This is a genomic window from Ruminococcus albus 7 = DSM 20455, from assembly GCF_000179635.2.
In the GTDB taxonomy this organism is placed as follows: Bacteria; Bacillota; Clostridia; order Oscillospirales; family Ruminococcaceae; genus Hominimerdicola; species Hominimerdicola alba.
The window spans coordinates 87,269-106,169 of record NC_014825.1; the positions used below are offsets into that span (position 1 = coordinate 87,269).

19 protein-coding genes and 1 pseudogene are annotated in these 18,901 nt (G+C 44.8%); 7 read left to right on the plus strand and 13 right to left on the minus strand.

The window, feature by feature from the left end; translation table 11 throughout:
- Positions 1-2: 2 nt before the first annotated feature.
- Positions 3-1,397 (minus strand): NAD(P)/FAD-dependent oxidoreductase, encoded by a 1,395-nt coding sequence (locus tag RUMAL_RS19110; RefSeq protein ID WP_013483740.1) that lies wholly within the window; start codon positions 1,395-1,397, stop codon positions 3-5.
- A 283-nt stretch (positions 1,398-1,680) separates the two neighbouring features.
- On the opposite strand from RUMAL_RS19110, the gene RUMAL_RS19115 reads away from it, so the two are divergent.
- From RUMAL_RS19115 to RUMAL_RS19135, 5 genes are all read left to right on the plus strand, one after another.
- Positions 1,681-2,091: a Fur family transcriptional regulator gene (locus RUMAL_RS19115; RefSeq protein ID WP_013483741.1), complete on the plus strand. Its 411-nt coding sequence runs from the start codon at positions 1,681-1,683 to the stop codon at positions 2,089-2,091.
- Positions 2,092-2,145: 54 nt separating this feature from the next.
- Positions 2,146-3,132, plus strand: coding sequence for a metal ABC transporter substrate-binding protein (locus tag RUMAL_RS19120; protein ID WP_013483742.1), 987 nt, complete (start codon positions 2,146-2,148; stop codon positions 3,130-3,132).
- A 71-nt stretch (positions 3,133-3,203) separates the two neighbouring features.
- On the plus strand, positions 3,204-3,923 hold the full coding sequence (locus tag RUMAL_RS19125; RefSeq protein WP_013483743.1) for a metal ABC transporter ATP-binding protein: 720 nt from the start codon (positions 3,204-3,206) through the stop codon (positions 3,921-3,923).
- Positions 3,916-4,818, plus strand: a complete 903-nt coding sequence (locus tag RUMAL_RS19130) for a metal ABC transporter permease (RefSeq protein ID WP_013483744.1) — start codon at positions 3,916-3,918, stop codon at positions 4,816-4,818. The genes RUMAL_RS19125 and RUMAL_RS19130 overlap by 8 nt, the downstream gene beginning before the upstream one ends.
- A gap of 17 nt (positions 4,819-4,835) precedes the next feature.
- Entirely contained in the window at positions 4,836-5,423 is a 588-nt protein-coding gene (locus RUMAL_RS19135; RefSeq protein WP_013483745.1) for a hypothetical protein, read from the plus strand.
- A gap of 94 nt (positions 5,424-5,517) precedes the next feature.
- Here RUMAL_RS19135 and RUMAL_RS19140 read toward each other — a convergent pair whose 3' ends face one another.
- Together RUMAL_RS19140 and RUMAL_RS19145 are read right to left on the minus strand one after the other, a co-directional pair.
- Positions 5,518-5,883, minus strand: a complete 366-nt coding sequence (locus RUMAL_RS19140) for a dockerin type I repeat-containing protein (RefSeq protein ID WP_013483746.1) — start codon at positions 5,881-5,883, stop codon at positions 5,518-5,520.
- A 393-nt stretch (positions 5,884-6,276) separates the two neighbouring features.
- On the minus strand, positions 6,277-6,861 hold the full coding sequence (locus RUMAL_RS19145) for a cyclase family protein (RefSeq protein ID WP_013483747.1): 585 nt from the start codon (positions 6,859-6,861) through the stop codon (positions 6,277-6,279).
- 767 nt (positions 6,862-7,628) lie between these two features.
- Here RUMAL_RS19145 and RUMAL_RS19150 point away from each other — a divergent pair.
- Positions 7,629-9,386 carry a leucine-rich repeat domain-containing protein gene (locus RUMAL_RS19150; RefSeq protein ID WP_013483748.1) on the plus strand — a complete coding sequence of 586 codons (1,758 nt, stop codon included), beginning with the start codon at positions 7,629-7,631 and terminating at the stop codon, positions 9,384-9,386.
- A gap of 237 nt (positions 9,387-9,623) precedes the next feature.
- Here RUMAL_RS19150 and RUMAL_RS19155 read toward each other — a convergent pair whose 3' ends face one another.
- The 10 genes and pseudogenes from RUMAL_RS19155 to RUMAL_RS19195 form a co-directional block, all read right to left on the minus strand.
- Positions 9,624-10,415, minus strand: a complete 792-nt coding sequence (locus tag RUMAL_RS19155) for a GTP pyrophosphokinase (RefSeq protein ID WP_013483749.1) — start codon at positions 10,413-10,415, stop codon at positions 9,624-9,626.
- Between the two features lie 106 nt (positions 10,416-10,521).
- On the minus strand, positions 10,522-11,322 hold the full coding sequence (locus RUMAL_RS19160; protein ID WP_013483750.1) for an alpha/beta fold hydrolase: 801 nt from the start codon (positions 11,320-11,322) through the stop codon (positions 10,522-10,524).
- Between the two features lie 112 nt (positions 11,323-11,434).
- Positions 11,435-11,560 (minus strand): hypothetical protein, encoded by a 126-nt coding sequence (locus tag RUMAL_RS22760; RefSeq protein WP_013483751.1) that lies wholly within the window; start codon positions 11,558-11,560, stop codon positions 11,435-11,437.
- A gap of 334 nt (positions 11,561-11,894) precedes the next feature.
- Complete coding sequence (locus RUMAL_RS19165; RefSeq protein WP_154662878.1) at positions 11,895-12,995, minus strand: hypothetical protein; 1,101 nt, start codon at positions 12,993-12,995, stop codon at positions 11,895-11,897.
- Between the two features lie 701 nt (positions 12,996-13,696).
- Complete coding sequence (locus RUMAL_RS19170) at positions 13,697-14,572, minus strand: translation initiation factor 2 (protein WP_336470126.1); 876 nt, start codon at positions 14,570-14,572, stop codon at positions 13,697-13,699.
- Positions 14,573-14,696: 124 nt separating this feature from the next.
- Positions 14,697-14,900: pseudogene (locus tag RUMAL_RS19175) on the minus strand (DUF4869 domain-containing protein); the annotation flags it as partial.
- Between the two features lie 300 nt (positions 14,901-15,200).
- Positions 15,201-15,395 (minus strand): mobility-associated LCxxNW protein, encoded by a 195-nt coding sequence (locus RUMAL_RS19180; protein ID WP_013483754.1) that lies wholly within the window; start codon positions 15,393-15,395, stop codon positions 15,201-15,203.
- Positions 15,395-16,141, minus strand: a complete 747-nt coding sequence (locus tag RUMAL_RS19185) for an ATP-binding protein (RefSeq protein WP_013483755.1) — start codon at positions 16,139-16,141, stop codon at positions 15,395-15,397. Before RUMAL_RS19185 ends, RUMAL_RS19180 begins: the two co-directional genes overlap by 1 nt.
- Positions 16,131-17,690: an IS21 family transposase gene (gene istA / locus RUMAL_RS19190; RefSeq protein WP_013483756.1), complete on the minus strand. Its 1,560-nt coding sequence runs from the start codon at positions 17,688-17,690 to the stop codon at positions 16,131-16,133. Before istA ends, RUMAL_RS19185 begins: the two co-directional genes overlap by 11 nt.
- 167 nt (positions 17,691-17,857) lie before the next feature.
- A complete protein-coding gene (locus RUMAL_RS19195; RefSeq protein WP_013483757.1) occupies positions 17,858-18,100 on the minus strand; it encodes a DUF4869 domain-containing protein in 243 nt (80 codons plus the stop codon).
- A gap of 348 nt (positions 18,101-18,448) precedes the next feature.
- Here RUMAL_RS19195 and RUMAL_RS19200 point away from each other — a divergent pair, with 348 nt between their 5' ends.
- Complete coding sequence (locus tag RUMAL_RS19200) at positions 18,449-18,799, plus strand: tyrosine-type recombinase/integrase (RefSeq protein ID WP_050793333.1); 351 nt, start codon at positions 18,449-18,451, stop codon at positions 18,797-18,799.
- Positions 18,800-18,901: the final 102 nt, after the last annotated feature.

The window sequence follows — 18,901 nt, forward strand, 5'->3', positions numbered from 1 at the left end:
ACTCACACACCTCCGTTCTTTCTGACATCGCCAATACTGCAGCCCAGTTTTTCGGACAGCAGTAATATGGTCTTAGGTGAGCAGAAGCCCGCCTGACAGCGTCCCATCCCGGCTCTGGTACGGCGTTTCACTCCATCAAGGGTAGTCGCCCCGAGGGGTCTGTTTATCGCATCAAGTATCTCGCCCTCTGTAACAGTCTCGCATCTGCATACCACATTACCGTACGCCGGCTCCTTTTCTATCAGGGCATTCTGTTCTTCTCTGCTGAGTGAAGCAAAGTGGACCACGCCTTTTCTCGTATCAATATGATCTGCCTTTGGTTTCAAGGCAATATTTTGGGATAGCATTTCTCTCAGCATCTCAGCTATGGCAGGCGCACTGGTAAGTCCCGGAGATTCTATCCCCGCAGCATTGAAGAAATTCGGTGCAGCTTCTTCTATGATGAAATCATGCGTATCACCAACAGCACGCAGACCTGTAAAGCTGGTTATCACCTGATTGAAAGGCAGCCCCTCCACAGAAAGCGCACCCTTCGCCCTGACCTCAGCTAAACCCGTTGCTGTTGTGGCAGTATTTTCCTTATCGTCGATATTTTCAGCTGTCGGACCCACAAGCAGATTACCGTGAACAGTCGGTGTTACAAGTATGCCCTTGCCCATCTTTGTGGGCAGCTGGAAGACTGTATGAGATACAGTACCTCCCACCGACTTATCCATTAGCATATACTCGCCTTTTCTCGGTGTTATGGTGAAATGCTTATCAGCTATCATATCATTAACTGCATCAGCATATACTCCCGCACAGTTGAATACAGCGCGTGTATCAAACTCCCCTTTATCGGTAATCACCCTGTATCCGCCATCAGTTTTTTCTATGCCTGTGACTATGGTGGAAAGCTTGAATTCAGCACCGTTTGCAAATGCGTTTTCAGCAAACGCAAGCGTCATCTCAAAGGGACAGACTATACCTGAGGTAGGGGCAAATAAAGCATATCTCACCTCCGCCGAAAGCCTTGGTTCACGCTCTCTCGCCTGATCTCCCGTCAGTATCTCCAATCCCTCGACTCCGTTCTTTCTGCCCTTTTCCAGAAGCTTTTCAAGATCGGGTAACTGTGCTTCATCAAAGCATAGCACCATAGCGCCGTTCTGCCTGAAAGCAAAGTCCAGTTTATTGTACATCTCACGTATCATGGCATTTCCGCGCACGTTCAGTTCTGCTTTAAGAGTACCCGGTTCAGCATCAAATCCTGCATGGACAATTGCACTGTTCGCCTTGCTTGTACCTTCACATACGTCGCTCTCCTTATCGATAACGCAAACATCAAGATCGAACTTTTCAAGTTCAGCCGCCGCAGCACAGCCTGTCACTCCACCGCCAATAATTATAACATCGTACATCATATCACCTGCTTTTTATATACTTGTTAAATAATAAACAATTTGTTATCGAATTACTGAATAAATTGTAGCATATTTGCACGATTCTGTCAAGTTCGGTATACCTAATCAGATATTAATACTATTATACATTATTATATGCACACTCTTTCAGATAAATTGAGAGTAGTTCTCAAATGTAAACAAAATGTAAAACACAGCAGATAATCGTTGACAAGGCAGTTTCGGTGTGATATAATACAAAATTGAAATTAACTCTCATTTTAATAAAGGAGGTATATAAGTGGCAAAGTACAACACCGTACAGCGCGGCGAATTGCTTGAATTTATGGCAAAGCACAGAACTACTGCTTTCACTGTCAAAGAGATAGCAGATATGATGCGTACTGACAGCGATATCCCAAAGCCGCCCGGAGAAAGCACTGTATACCGCCTTATAAAAGAGCTTGTCGAGAGTGGTGAAGTAAAGCGTACCGTCCGCGGCAACAGCCGTACATTCGTCTATCAGCTTACAGACGGTGAAAGCTGCCATCACCACCTGCATATGAAATGCGTTTCCTGCGGAAAGCTTTATCATATGGACGATGAATCCTCCCGTGTCCTTGTGGAAAGGATATTGCAGGAGGACAGCTTCGAGATCGACAGCAGCGCAGTTCTGCCCGGAAAATGCGGCGGCTGCCGCGGCACGAAATGAGGATTCAGGTACAGCCTTAAAATCAACAGACATATAACCGTCGGAGGTATCATAATGTTAAAAAGAATTGCAGTGATAGGTGTCTGCGCAGCTATGCTCGGACTTACTGCCTGCGGCGGCTTCGCTTCCGCACAGAATAAGGATAACGGCAAGCTGAGCGTTGTATGCACTACCTTCAGCTGCTACGACTGGACAAGAGAGATAATGGGAGATCATGCTGATGAAGTTCAGCTCACATATCTTCTTGAAAACGGCGCCGATCTTCACAGCTACCAGCCCACAGCCGCAGATATGGTGACCATATCCGACTGCGATGTGTTCGTATACATAGGCGGTGAATCCGAAGGATGGGCAGATGATGCACTTAAAGAAGCTTCCAATAAGGATATGAAAGTACTGAAGCTCATTGATAACCATGACCTTTCCGCCAAAGAGGAGGAAGTCAAGGAGGGTATGCAGACCGATGAGGAGGAAACGGATGAGCACGAGCATTCCGAAGCCCCCGAATATGATGAGCACATCTGGCTGTCACCCAAAAACGCCAAGATACTTTGCAATAGTATAGCCGATACCCTATGCGAAGCTGACCCCGACAATTCCGATGATTACAAGGCAAACCTCGCCGCTTATGAGGATAAGCTCGATAAGCTGGATTCCGATTTTGAGCAGACAGTTTCAGAAGCAAAGATCAGGACAGTTATCTTCGGTGACAGATTTCCTTTCAGATATCTTTGCGATGATTACGGACTTGACTACTATGCAGCTTTTGTTGGCTGCTCAGCTGAAACAGAAGCATCATTTGAAACAATAGCATTCCTTGCAGGCAAGACCGATGAACTGGGTATAGATACTATATTCACCATTGAAAATTCCGACGGCAAGGTAGCTCAGGCTATAATAAACAGCACCGAGAAAAAGGGTATGACTACCGCGGTGCTGGATTCACTTCAGTCCGCAGACAAAACACAGATCGCGGACGGAGCAACATATATCTCCCTTATGGAGAAAAACTGTGAAACTTTAAGAACAGCACTGAGTTAAAATACTAACAGTACAAAAAATGACCCTTGTCTGTAATATCGGCAAGGGTCTAATGATGACGGAGAATAATTATGGGCAAGCTGATAGAATGTAAAAACTGCACACTTGGATATGAGGGCGTACCCGTGACAGAAGGCATAAACTTTACTGTCAGCAGCGGTGATTACCTCTGTATACTGGGCGAAAACGGCTCAGGCAAAAGCACACTGATAAAATCACTGCTGGGACTTAGACCCGTGATGAGCGGCAGTATAGATTGGCTTGAAGTCAAACACAGTGAGATAGGGTACCTTCCCCAGCAGACCCTTGTTCAGAGGGATTTTCCTGCTTCGGTAAAAGAGATAATCGTGTCGGGCGCTATGACTAAAGGTAAATTTCGCCCCTTCTGTACAAAAGCAGACAAAGAACGTGCCATGAAAGCCATGGAAAGGCTTGGTATAACCGACCTGGAAAAGCACTGCTACCGCGAACTTTCAGGAGGTCAGCAGCAGAGAGTTCTTCTGGCACGCGCACTTTGTGCAGCAGATAAGGTACTTCTTCTCGATGAGCCTGTGACAGGTCTTGATCCCAAGGCGCAGAACGATCTGTATGAACTGATAGCAAAGCTAAACGCAGGTGGTATGAGTATGATAATGGTATCCCACGATATACACGCAGCCGTGAGATATGCAAGCCACATCCTGCATATCGGCAGCAAAAAACAGCTGTTTTTCGGCACCAAGGAAGATTATGTAAACAGTAAGCTCGGACAGAGCTTTATCAATTCGGAGGAGGCAGAGCACGATGACTGAGATGATCGACACCCTGCAAAAATACTTTCAGTTTGAATTTGTCAGGTACGCCCTCATCGTCGGACTGCTGATAGCGCTGTGTTCTTCATTGTTGGGCGTGACCCTTGTACTGAAACGTTTCTCGTTCATAGGCGACGGTCTGTCCCACGTAGCATTCGGGGCTATGTCTGTTTCAACAGTATTGTCCGTGACCCTGAAACAGGCTTCCCACGGCGAGAGTGCATTTGCCAAATTTCTGCAGGATACCAACGGCATGGTGATAATACTACCCGTGACCCTGCTGGCGGCTGTGCTGCTGCTGCGAACAGGTCAGAACACAAAGATCAAAGGCGATGCCGCAATAGCCATGATATCCGTCAGCTCCCTGGCACTGGGATATATGCTGATGAACAGATTTCCGGGCTCTGCAAATGTGACCGGGGATGTATGCTCAACGCTTTTCGGCTCAACATCCATACTCACGCTAACAGGCGGCAAGGTACTGCTCTCTGCCATACTGGCAGCCGTAGTTCTCGCTGTATTCATAATATTCTATAACCGTATATTCTCCGTCACCTTTGACGAAAGCTTCGCCAAGGCAAGCGGTGTAAGATCTGACGGCTACAATCTGCTCATAGCAGTTATAACAGCTATGATAATAGTGCTCGCGATGAACCTCGTCGGTTCGCTGCTGATATCAGCATTGATAATCTTCCCCGCGCTTTCAGCCATGAGGCTTTTCAAAAGCTTCAAAAGCGTGGTGATATGCTCAGCCGTGATATCAGTGATATGTGCAGGAGTCGGAATCATAGTTTCCATACTTTTCTCTACTCCTGTGGGTTCAACGATAGTAACAGCGGATATAGCGGTATTCCTGATATTCAGCTTTATCGCAGCCATTACAAAACGCAATTGATACCGGAGGGACTATACTTGAAAAAAACAGCATTGATACTTATCGCAGCTTTGATGCTGACAGGCTGCGGAGATACTTCCAATGTCGATAAGATCATAGAAGAAAAAGAAAAATCAAAAGAAACAGAAGTTTCACTTTCCCCTGCTGACGAGGTAATAGCAGCCGAAGCAGAAAAAGCAGTAAGCAGACAGCAGGAGATGTTAACAACATCTCAGCCGCCGACGGCTTTTATTCCCGATGAAAACGAACTGAAAAACGGAGATATCGACCTGGATCTCACAGAGCTGAATGCTAATATGCTATATGCTGAGGTATTCCAGATCACAGGCGATCCTGAAAAATATCAGGGCAAGACCATACGTACAAGCGGTACCTTCAACTATATGATGGATGACGGCACTGAGTATTTTGCCGTATTCATGGCAGATGCAGCCGCCTGCTGCCAGCAGGGTCTTGAATTCCGCACCGCCGACGACCTCAAATACCCCGATGACTACCCCGAAATAGGAACTCCCATTGTAGTAACAGGCACATTCAACAGCTACCAAGAAGGCGTATACACTTACTGCGAAATAAAAGACGCAACATTTGAATTAGCAGAATAATAAAAAGAAAAGGTATCCTCGTGGACACCTTTTCTTTTTTGTAAAAAAAAGCCCCCAGTATTCCGGGGACTAATTAACTAAATTAAAAACAGATTTAACCGTTACCTTTCACCTTAACTGAAAGCAAACTCAGATCTGTGATATTTACAAAACCATCACTGTTGATATCAGCAGCATCAGTGTCAATGATTTTATCTCCTTTGATGTGTGCAGCTAAAGCAGCAACATCAACTACATTGATCACATTATCTCCATTGATATCGCCCTTCTCGGAAACCTCAGCAACAAATACGGCTCTCTCTGTTTCCTCAACGAGTTCAGGCTTAACTTCTACGACTGTTGAACAAACCCGCGCATCCTCATCAGTAAGTACAGGCGCAGCATATGCAGATACAACAGCAGAACCCATGCAAACAACAGCGCTCATAATACCTGCGATCTTCTTAACAAAACCGTTCATTCCGCATACCTCCGTTCAATATCCACCCTAGTCATTAATTTATTTAACTAAAGAATGTTTCAAAAAAACCGTACCGCTTTTTCTACCGATACGTCTCTTTTATTTGTTATCTGTATAATAGCACAATCCAACAAGAATGTCAACAGTTTGGTTTATACTTTGTATCAATTTACATAGGATGACAGATATTAACCGACATTCATTGTACATTTCGTAAATTCGATTGATTTCGGGGAATTTGGATATATATGTAAACACAGACAATATTCAGTAAATCATTTAACTCCACTGTTTTTCATCGCTGTATGATAATAAATGAACAAACCAAAAACAGATGACCTATTTGCCTGTCATAAACAAGACCACTTCCAATCATACAGAAGTGGTCACGCCTCAGATTTCCATGATATACGCCCTGCAGGGAGCACCGTCGCTTCCGCCAAGACAAAGTGGTGCAGCACTGAGAAAGTACTCTCCTTCTGCCACTCCCTCAAGTCTTATACCCTCAAGAAGTATGACCTCAGCGCCAAGAAGTATTAGATGGACCTCCATAGGCGCATCCTCCGGCCCAACGGTCTGGCTCTCATTACCGATAAGCTTCAACCCAGCCTCTGCAAATACCCTTGCAGCATCAGCAGTCACCGTACATCTTCCGCCGATCAGCAGACGCTCACAGCAGCCCGATCTTTTCAACATCGTTTTCGCATCATCAGCCGTAACATCACCCTCATGACGACATACAAAGCATTTACCAACAAAGCATTCAAGCGGCATCTCGTCGATCTTGCGTCCATAATTGATAAAATGATACGGTGCATCTACATGAGTACCGTTGTGAGCGCACATAGATATCTCCGTAAGATTACACACATCCCCATTATCTATACTCATCGGTGTTTTTCTTATCGGCTGAGGATCTCCCGGGAAAACACTGCATCCAAATACCTCCTGGGAAATATCGATTATTCTCTTTCTCATAATGACCTCCTGTTATACGATCTATTGACCGGATGCATATCCGGCACCGTTTACCATATTCTGACAGCATTTTTTACACACCTAAAGCTAAAAATCGTTTTAGCGGAACATCCCTTTATGCATAATACACCGGATTAATAATTTTCACAGTCCTTGTTTATACAACATTCACATTTAGTATAATCTAAATTCATATTGCACTGCCAAATCTCATCAAAAATCGTATTTCCATTATTTTCCACCTAATTTTACAGAGAACGGTTAAGATGCCACGAAATAATAAAATGCTTTGTGCAAATCGCACATTGATTTAAATTGCATTATTAAGAGCGTAATTAATTGTCATATTTCACGATATAATCTCTTAATATTTGTATCATAAGACCCTTCCGAATCAATAATTACCATAATTTTCTACTACTTTTTAACCGAAAAGGTTAACGACTGTTTCAATTTACAAATGCTTTGTGCATTTTGTATAGGCTTAATATATTCCAACATCCTATGAAAATTATTTTTAAACTGAGTATAATATAAAATTCACAATTTTCAGCCAACTGATTATGACCGTTATTTTGTATTGGAAAAATTATATACGATTAAGAAAGATTTGTCAAGAAAAAAATTTTTCATAACTCCGCAAAATTAAAAAAATCTATTGACGTATAACCATTTTACTGATATAATTATATTAAGAATAAGTAATTTGCTGCAGATCCCATGTTTATTTACATTCGGGATCATAGTTTTATAAGGAGATGCGCTCGATGGCTAATGAGAATTTTACTATACTTGATGGACAGCTTATATCATACAGTGGCCACGAAAGATCGGTGATCGTGCCTGAAGGAGTAAAAGTCATCAAAGAAGGTGCTTTCCTTGGATGCGTTCATATTGAGGAAGTTACCCTCCCCGAGGGTGTCATCACCATCAAGCCGAAAGCTTTTTGGGGATGTGTAGGTCTTAAACATATAAAACTGCCTTCCACGCTCTGCACCATTGAATTTTGTGCATTTCGTGAATGCGAATCTCTTGAAGAAATAGATGTCCCTGAGGGCGTGTTCTTTCTTGGTGACTCGGTATTCCAGGGCTGTGAAATGCTTCAGAGGGCTTATCTGCCTGATTCACTTACAGGTCTTGGCGCAAGTACTTTCTGTGATTGTCTGCATCTTACAGATGTTCACCTGCCCAAGAAGATCGACACTATCAGTACAGGATTCTTCCGCAACTGCGTTAATCTCAGACGTATCGAGATACCCGAAAATATAAAGGCACTGGAAGAAAATGCCTTCTTCGGCTGCACTGCACTTGAGGATATAAATCTCCCGAAAGATCTCCTAAGCATCGGCAATAGCTGCTTTGAGGGGTGCCGCAAGCTTATTAAGATCAGTGTTCCCGACACTATCGAGAGTATAGGTATCAATGCATTCAACAAGACCGGACTGATGATATTCTGCTTCTCCGACTTTCTTGTACTTGGCGGTATACTGGTAAGATATATGGGCAAGGACGATACTGCCGTTGTCCCCGACGGAGTCCGCTTCATAGGAGATCACGCATTTGCCTGCTGTGAAGAACTTAAAAACGTTGTTATACCTGCATCCGTTACAGATATACATGATTATGCATTTGAACATTGCAGCATACTTGAAAGCGTCACTCTGCCTGCAGGTCTTAAAAGCCTTGGCACAGGTGTGTTCATGGATTGTACTGCCCTCAAAAAGCTCAGGCTGCCGCCTGCATTAAACCGCATAGGTTCAAAGCTGTTAAACAACACCGCGCTTGAAAAGTCCAATAATTCAGACACAATGATATTGGAGGGCAAGTATCTCATCACTTACACAGGCTCAGCTGACAAGTTCTTAGTTCCCGACGGCATTCAGGTCATAGCAGATGAAGCATTTGTTCAGTGCGGCGGTGTAAAGGAGATAACTTTCCCTTATGGTCTGCGCACCATCGGCAGCGGTGCGTTCCGCTGGAGGAATGAGCTGAAAAAAATAAGCATACCATCCACCGTTACTTATATAGGCGATAATGCTTTTGTCAACTGTAACGAGCCGGAAATAACTATCATGAATCCCAAGGGCACACTTTGTGAAAACGGATTCCCTGATGGTTCACTGCTGACTTTCGTTGTCGGCAGCCACGTACTTAAAATACGTCTTGTATGGGAAGTCAAAGCAGGCGATTGTCCCGAAAGGCGGCTCTGGAACTTTGTATGTTCAAGAACGAAGGAAGCATTTGAAGACCTTCAATGGTCTGATTATGCCCTTCCCTGTGCTTTATGCTTCTATGAAACAGACAGCTGGTACAAAGATTACGTCACCGAGAATATCGTCGATGCTGTATGCTTTGCCGCAGAAGAAGGCGATTATGCCCTTGAACGCGTCCTTTCATTCGGACTCTTATCAAAAGACCAGCTCCAGGACTGCATAAACTATGCTATCGAACACAAGCTGACACAGCAGCAGATGATACTCCTCCGCTACCGTCAGGAGAATTTCGGCGGCGAAGGATCTGTCTGAACTTTATCAGATAACAGTCAAGTCGTTTATCAATGACAAACCTATCAGAACCAATAAAGAATTTAAGAGATCGCGGCATCACTTCCGCGATCTCTGTATTTATGGCAATATGATCCACAGTGATCATCTCAAAAAATCGCACATACCTATGATCAAAAACGGAGGATAACCTTTCTTAAAAAGGTATCCTCCGTTAGTTATATGCACCAGCCATCGGGTGAACACGTTGATCATTACTCAGTATATAGGCACATCAAAATTCTTTATCTTCTCAAAGAGTATATCTTCCTCCGAGGGTATATCCGCCGCCATCTCTATCTCGCTGCGAATACTCAGCATCTCGCGGTCTGTCTTTGATATGACCTCAGCACAGTCACGCAGCCTGTCAACGATCTCCTGCTCGTTCTCCACCGCCTGCTTGTATTTCAGCTGATGTTCAAGACTTGCCCAGAAATCCATAGCGATAGTCCTTATCTGTACCTCTACCCGCATATCGCGTTTTTCCTCAGCAAAAAATACAGGCACGCTGACTATCAGGTGCAGACTGCGGTAGCCGTTGGGCTTAGGTGAAGCTATGTAATCCTTGCGGGCGATCAGTGTGATATCATCCTGCTGGATCAGCGCATCTGCTATGGAGTAAATATCATCTATGTATGCGCATATCACCCTTACTCCCGCCACATCGCTAAGGTTGTTCTCGATGTTCTCGGGTGTCATGGCAAGACCCTTTCTCTGCAGCTTTTCAGCGATGCTGGAAGTCCTTTTCAGACGTGTGCTTATGAATTCGATAGGGTTGCGTCTGTAACGCACATTGAACTCCGTGTTCAGCACATCGAACTTCGTCTTGACCTCCTTTATGGCGCAGGTGTACATCATCATAAGCTCCTTGTATTCCACCATAGTGCCAATGATCTGCTTTGTCTGAGAGTATACCATCCTCACTTCATCGTTGCTTAGTGCAGGCAGCTCCAGATCAGGTGAATTCATCACCTCGCTGAAAATATCATCAAATCTCTGCTCACCGCTCATAACCGACCTCCTGTTCCCGCGTTGCGCCGCGACTGTTATTATACAATATACTATATATATAGGTAAACAAGACGTTGTTTTTCTGAATTATCTGTGAAAATACGCCTCACTGCTCTACCCCGAAAAACCTTGCGACCTGTCCATTGAACTCCGCCTGCTCATAAGCCCCGTGACCGTAACCATCCGTCATATAAAGCTCACAGCCCAGCTTTTCAGCTATCTCCTCAGAAGCCTCAGGCGATACTATCCTGTCCTGCCTGTCACCTATAACCAGCACAGGACATTTTATCTCATTCAGCCTGTCATAGGTATCGCAGGTCATACAAGCCTTTGTCATACGAATAAAGCTCTCAGCGTCCTTGGGTCTTCCTGCTTTTACCAGCGCAGGCATTATCAGCCTGAATTTTTCAAGCCGTTCAGGGGGATAATTATACTTCATCGTACTCAGCACCAGCCCGTCAAGATCACCCTTTTCAGCCAGACCCAGCCATTCATCCACCGCCGTACTTACCACCCTGTTGTTCCGTGACAGCGTCACCCCCAGCACCAGCCTTTCGACCAGCTCAGGATGTTTGATAGCAAGATACTGCGCCGCCATGCCGCCCTGAGATACTCCCAGCACATAAGCCTTTTTAAGCCCCAGCGCATTCATAGCCGCAGCCACCTCATCACCGATATCCTCAGCAGTGTAGCCCTCTGGGATATTCTTTCTCCTGTCAAAAATATACACCCTGAATTTTTTTGCGAACTGTCTGTACATGACCGCCAGTGTGAATCCCGTACCCTTCACCCGTTTCAGTGAAAGTCCGGGTATCATCACCATGATATCTTCCCCACTGCCGAATGAAGCGTAGTCAATAGACATCCCGCCGATCTCCAGAGTATCTTCCTTTACATTATAAAGCATTGTCCTTCTCCTTATCTTTCGGGTATTACCGTGGCACCGTTCTGTATATCTCACCGCGGAGCCCGTATATGACCTGTACAAAAAAAGCTGCCTGAAAAAGGCAGCCGAAGATTCACCGTTCTACGGAATAATACTTATTCAGCTTAGTCTTGAATATCTCCGTAACCACATCAGCAGTCACTATCGCCGCAACGACCGATACGAAAACAATGATAAAAACTTTAAGACCCTTACTCATAATGCTCCGCCTTCCTTTCTTTAGTCTGCGTTACAATCTTACTGCTACAAACATTATACACTATTTTTAACAGAATTTCAAGTACCTTTACCAATTTTATTGATCACAAAAAATCATCCCTCTCCCGCATTTAGCAAGAGAGGGATAATTATTAGCAAGATCGTTGTGCATTATATAGTAGAGTTATTTGTAACTTATTAAATATCAGATTCGATCTATCCTATCATGGATCAGTTTTGTTCAGGGTTTTAGGTTGATGAATTATTCAGCATCTCTTTCCGTTTTTTTTGGAAAGACGGGCTTATGTTTATCTTGTAAAACAATAAACTGAGAATTAAAGCTTAGTAAAGTTCATGCTTATTACCCAGTCCTGACCTGCATTGGCGTTCCAACACTCAGGATCTTCACCTTCAAGCCACAGACGAACAATGTATTTCTTCATCTGTCCATAAGAGGTTCCATCTGTACTTGCTGGGAGAGTAGCTATAACTGCTCCGTCAGTATACTTATCACTAGAAGCTACAGTTGTATATATTGTATCAGTCCCAAGTGTTCCAGCGCTGCTTACAGCACCATCAGTAACAGCCGAACCTGCGGCGGTGTTCTTTTTATCGCCATACCAATCGAGTACAGATTTAGTCGTTAATGCATATGGATTCGCAACAGTCTGGCTATTTGTTGCATCCCAAGCATCCTGTAAATCGATAAGCTTTGTTAATCCTGCTGAAGCAGCATCAACATCATCGCCGCTTGCTCCGCTAGGAAGAATAGCAATTCGTGTTGCCTTGTAAAGCTCATCAGTAGCGCCTGTAGCCTGTGCAGTTTCACTATTAGGTATTACATAAGCATCTACCTTTAATGTAGCACCACTAGTAGATGATGTTCTGAGCCAAATCGGAATATCTACATAGTATCCATCATCCTGAGTTACATTATAAGCAGTAGAAGGTGTCGCTGTCCATGTATCAGATGCTACATTTGCGTGTAATTTGGCAGCAAGAGAAGCTCCTGTACCTGAATCAACGGTTGAATCAGCCAAGGCAGTTAACCCATTTGTAGCTGCATGGTACTCTGCTGTTCCCTTAACTGTTTTACCAACACCATCAGCATCAGGAGTGAAGTAGATATTTGAGCCATTCGTTGATGAAGCGGGAATTAATCTACCAAACTTATAGTATGTTCCTATTTCAACGGAGTTAGACCAGTCAAGCATAGAGGTCTGATCATTTCCAGCAGCAGGTGCCTGTACTGCACCATCATCAGCTTTTGCACCTTCTGTAGAGGAAGAAGGAGTGAGCGTTCCTGCATTAGCTGAAAGACCAGATTTTCCAGTCGCATTAACTGTTACACCAGAAAGATGTCCAAGAGAAATCTGAATATCTTCAGGAACAGTTGCAGTCATCTTAATACCAGTAACTTCAACCTCACGGCTCATAGTGAACCATGCGTACATAGACAATACAAAACAGTTGACGAGCCTTCTAAGCCCCTATTATCAATGCTTTCCGAGCTTGAAAATGTCATTTTTCAAAACTCGATTTTCATGGTTGACATGGACTATTTTTTGCGTTTTTGAGGGTATTTCAACATAAAAGTTGACGCAAATCATCGGTCTGTATTACTCGTATTATATCACCATATAAGAATGCTGTTTTTTGAATATAAAAATATTAAACTTGATTTTTGGTAAGTACAAGGAGAATGGCAGTCCTATAAAATGTACAATTCAGCAATTAACATATTTTGTAATTTATCAAAAATCTATGATTTTTGTTGTAATCTTTTTTGTAAGGAGGTCGTCAACTGTTTTGTAAGGAGTTGGTCAACCGTTTTGTAAGCAGTCAATCAACCGTTTTGCACACACCATATTTTACCTGTTGAATAGTGCTTGATATGGCACTTAATCAGTAGCTTAGACAAGATGTTCGCACCATGTTTCGATACACTGTTAAGTGATACTTTTGTCAACTTTTTCGTATGGAGTGAACTGTTTTATCTCATATAAACAGATGTGTTTTGGCTATACAAAAATATGGAACCGACATTTTGAGCTGTTTTTTCTGTCATCTGTTTTGTAAGGGGTTGGTCAATCGTTTTGTTCATACATAGACAAACACCCTTTTGCACAGCACTATATTATTCTTTACAATCTGAATTATCTGAAAACAACTCACCTATCTTATTCATAGCCTTCATGATTTTACTTTTTTCGATCTCATGCAGGTACACGGGATTTAGTCTTTTCTTTGAATAGCTAAGATAAGAATCTTTGGTTTCATCAATAAGCAAAGCAGTAAAATACTGTTCCCAGCTGAAATGCTTTTCACTCAGAATATGGTTCTCAGAATTTTCAAGAATTTCTTGAATGCGAGTTCCGTCGATCAACCCCGACTTCAAAATCAGCCACTCAAACGACTCGGGAAGATACAGAATAACATTGTCGGAATCCTGTATCAGCTTCATAACCCTGTCGATTTCCGAACCAAAAGCAGCCCCATCTGCAATGACAAGACACGTTTCCGAAGGATCATGTTCAAGAAGTTTTTTGAACACACCCGAGTTACCCTCGGCACTAATAACAGCCGGCTTACCGTCAACCGCAAGTGCCGAAAAGAATTCATAGCCGGAATTTGTGTCCTCAACAAGCACTTTATCAATTTTGGCTTTTTCTATCTCGCTGCCCCAGTGATATATTCGGTAAAACTCATTATAGACCTGTTTTAAGCCTGCATATTTGCCTGATTCTCTTATGCCGTAGATCTCATTCACGCTGTAAGGAAGATACGCAAGCCCCTCTCTTGTGACGATCACATAATAATTTGAACTGTGGCGTATCGCTTCAGCAAATTCAAGCGTTCTCAGAAAATCGTTATCCTCGTCAATAAAAACGATACTGTTCTCTATCGAGGGCAGAATGTACTTCCAGTCACGCCCCGAAAGAGTTCTGCACGGCACACTCGATTCAAGCCGGATACCGCTTAACTCTCCGTCTTCATAGTATTCCCGTATCATCTCAACAAGCGTGGTCTTGCCCGTTGCGCTGTTGCCTTTGAGAATAGTGATGTTTCTGCAAATCGTGAACTCATATCAGAGTCTGCTGTTGCCGACTCTGATAGTATAACTGCCCTTCATGCTCTCACCTCACGATCATTCCAGCAATCGGAATAAGCTCCTTCATGCTGTGAACCACCTGATCTGTATTCTGAATGTGAATATCAAAGCTGACCTCGCCAAAATCCATGATATGACGCAGATTGACCGTTATATCCTTTTTCTTGCCTATCTCCAGAAGCCACTCGGCGCAGTTATCACCGCACGCAGATGCATTAAAGATCTTGTCGGTGATTATTTCGCCCCTTGGAACGCACCAATCCGCAACAAGGAAAACGGTAATCCGAAACAAGGAACGCACCAATCCTAAACGAGGAACGCATCAATCCGCAGCAAGGAACGCACTTCCCGATGAGGTCATATCTGAATAAATGTTTTCACTGCTTCCGCTGGAATGGAGTGGGAACCACGAAGTGGTTCTGCGGAATGGAGGCGGAAGCAGTGAACACGGCGGCGCGTCTCGCCGGTTCTCTCCGCAGTGAGCTCATCTGAAACTATCAGACAGGCTCATGCCAAATGCGAACGCTGCTCACATTTCAGGATAATCAATGTTATTTTTGTCCAAGATGGATCTGAGCTCGTCAATGTACGCATACAGCCTCTGAATCTCGATCCAGTTGCCGTGACAAAGGCGGTCAGCCTCTTCCAGTTCGTGGCGGGTCAGCTCATAATCCTCCCATTTCAGGCATTTGTGATCCTTGCTGAAAGCGCAATAATCTTCCATTATGACTCTGCCCCCTTTGCCTGCAATTCACGCATATTGATGTCACCGGAGTACACCCACGCAGCAGTATGTACGATCCTGTCCATGATTGCATCAGCGTGGATACCGCCGCCAAGTCGGCTGTGCCAGTCCTCGCGCTTGTACTGCGTACAGAAGATCGTGGAGGTGCAGTCATATCGGCGTTCAATCAGCTCGAAGATGAAATGCTGTTCGCTCTCCGTCATATCATTCAGCAGCCATTCGTCAAGGATCAGCAGCCGGTATCCGCTGAACTTTTTGAGGAGCTTGGCTCTGCCGTGTACATCAAGCGATGCCTCACTAAGTAGCTGCATCAGATCGGGAACACGGATATATCTTGTGCGGTATCCCTGCATACAAGCCTGTCTGCCAATGGCACACGCTAGGTAACTCTTGCCGGAACCAGTGAACCCATTGAATACGACCGGCTGGTTCTTTTCGATGGAACCGCAGCTTCCGAGTGTTAGGATCAGATCCTTGTCCAATCCGCGCTTTTCATAATACACATTCACAAGCGCCGCATCTGCAATACGGAACTTGGCTGCACTGATCAGGCGGTGAACCTTGGCATTGTACTTGGCTGAATAGGTGTAATCGACAGCAAGATTCATGCGGTCATCAAATGAAAGCGCCATATATTCCGGCTGCTTCTCCTGAAGATCAAGAGCTTCGACCAACTCGCCGAAGTTCATCTCACGCAGCTTGCGTCTCGTCTCTTCACTCAGCATGATCGTCACCTCCGTAATAGGCAGCACCGCGCACAAATCCGGCGGGCGACGATTCGTTCTCCTGTTTCTTGCTCTCCTTGTATTCCATATCCTGACCGGCGGCAAGGATCGCTCTGAGATGCGAATAGCGAGGCACGCTGACGTGTTCAAGTGCCAGCTCGCAAGCCGTTTCCAAACGCTCGGAGGAGTATTTCTTGCTCAGCTTCAGCACGGACATTGCGGGATTGATGCCCTGTTCTGACGTGCGGTAGCTCTTGAAAATACGGTCAATGACTGCCAGTGTCAGCTTGCCGATGGATGCTGCCCACTGCCGGATCGTAAGCTCGTTCCATTCTGTTTTCTGGAAACGTTCGGGAATATCTTCGGGATAGGTGTCGTACCTGTTGCGGACATAACTCGGGAAACGCTTGTGGGAGGAGATACGTTCATGTCCGCAGTAGATCTCGATCATGCTGTCAGTGATCTTCAAGTCAACCGTCTTGCCGACAAAACGATACGGCACGGAATACTTGCAGGTCTGGTAGGTCACATGAAAATCTGCACCGATGACACGCCCGTATTCCCAAACAGCATACTCATATGGAAAGGCAGGCAGCGGACGAAGCGTAATGCGTTCATTTGCTTCAAACACCTCACGGCGGCTGCCCTCACGCTTCTGGAAAGGCTTGTTGTTGAAATCCTCAAGCGCGGCAGCAACATCTGTCTTCAGATCATGGATAGAGGTATACTCGTTGTTGCGCAGACGAGCGATGATGGCGGTAGCGATCTTTCCGACAGTACCCTCAACAGATGCCTTCTGCTTCGGCTTTTTCACGCCTGCGGGCATGATTGCCGTGCAGTAGTGATTGGAAAAATCTTCATAGCACTGGTTCAGAACGATGTCGCCCTCATGGGGGTGTGTGATCACACCGGTCTTGAGATTGTCGCAAACAATACGCAGCGTCACGCCGCCGAAATACTCAAACATATGGATATTGCAATTGATCCATGTCTGCTCATTCATGTTCAGGCAGGGTTCTACATACGCAAGCTGGCTGTACGGAAGCGCTGCGACAAAGAGATAGACCGGATGTGTCTTACCCTCTTCGGGATCGTTCAGCCTCATCGTTTTGCCGCTCCAGTCCACCTCACACACAACACCAGGCTTGTGCGTGAGGTGGTTCGTGAGATTGTTCTGCTCGACATACTTGGCGTAATCGTCACAGAATTTCGTGTAGCCGACAGGAACGCCGTCCTTTGCACTGTCTTTGTACTCGTGCCAAAGCAGCTTGAGCGTGACTCCCGTCTTTTTCAGCTCACCATGAACATACTCATAGTTGACAGGGGCGTATACCGTCTCCTTGCGAAACTTGTCCGGGAAGAAGAGCAGATAGACCTCATCGTCACTCTTGTCTGCAACATCAGCGTAGCTGACACCGAGAGCATCTGCTCTCTTCCATACTGCTGCCACAGACTTGGTTGAAATATGCCTAGATGCTGCGATAGCTCTCTGCGACATATTTGCCTGCCGAAGCTCAAGAACGAGCTTCACATTGATCTTGTCCGCCATATTTATGGCCTCCTTCATGTATATTCGAGGCATAGCCTCTACCTATATTATACACGAAGTGCGTTCCTTGCGCGAATTACTGCGTTCCTTGTGCGGTTTGGCGTTTTCCTTGCCGTGGATCGATGTTTTCCTTCCGGCGGATTGATGTTTTCCGGAGCGCGGAATAATCAGTCGGGGCAATTGTTGATAAGAATGAGCGTTTTCACGCCGCCCGAAAGCTCTTTTGGAGTGATCGCACCAAGAACAGGACTGTCGATCACCCGTTCACTTATGACGGTTGAACGGTCAACAGCCTGAATCATTTTACGGGATAATTCATCTGTTATCCATTCGTCTTCATATGTGTTTTTGAAGTACACCGCAGGGTTTGTGACTACACCTGCGTGATCGCCAAATATAATGTTCAGCATTTGTTTTTTGCCCTTTCATTTAGGTTACTGATTGATTTTCGATGTGTTTACTGCTGCTTTTTTATTAAGCCATTAAATATTCCTTATCTTTGACATTGTTGTAAATATATTAAACCGTCCAAAATACACGTTTTTCGCGGTCAACTTTTTTGTAAGGAGTTTGTCAACTGTTTTGTTTGTTTGCACATAGCGTAAGCTTCATTGTTCCTCTCTTACTATTATACACTAAAACTGGCTTGATTGCAAGAGGGGCAAAGCTGTTTTCAAAAAAGAAGTGAGCCTCGGGAATGGGGATTCCTTTGGCTCACTTAAGTGGGAGTCTTTAATGGTCGCTTTGTGTTTTGAATAATGATTTTCCTAACAGGAAAGTGGGAGGACACCGACCGCCTGTTCACCACATGGGACGGTAAGCCGATGCACGTCACTTCGCCCGCGGATTATTTCAAGGAGTTCTGCAAAAAGAACGATCTAAGATATTGCAGCCCTCACAGCTGGAGGCACTTACACGCTACAATAATGATCGAGAGCGGTATCGACGTTAAAACTGTTCAGGCGTGCTTAGGACATTCAGCGGCCACGACAACTTTATCCTGCTACTTGCATACATTCCAGTCGGCGCAGGCAGCCGCTATGGACGCGGTAGGTGTTGCGATACGAAACTTCACCAAGCCGCAGCAGGATACGGCAGGCGGTCTATGATTTATTGGTCTTTACTATTCCGAAAAAATGAAGACCAAATAAAGACCGAGAGTAAAGACCAAGTAAAAGCAAAAGCTCTGAAACAACGTATCTACGTCATTT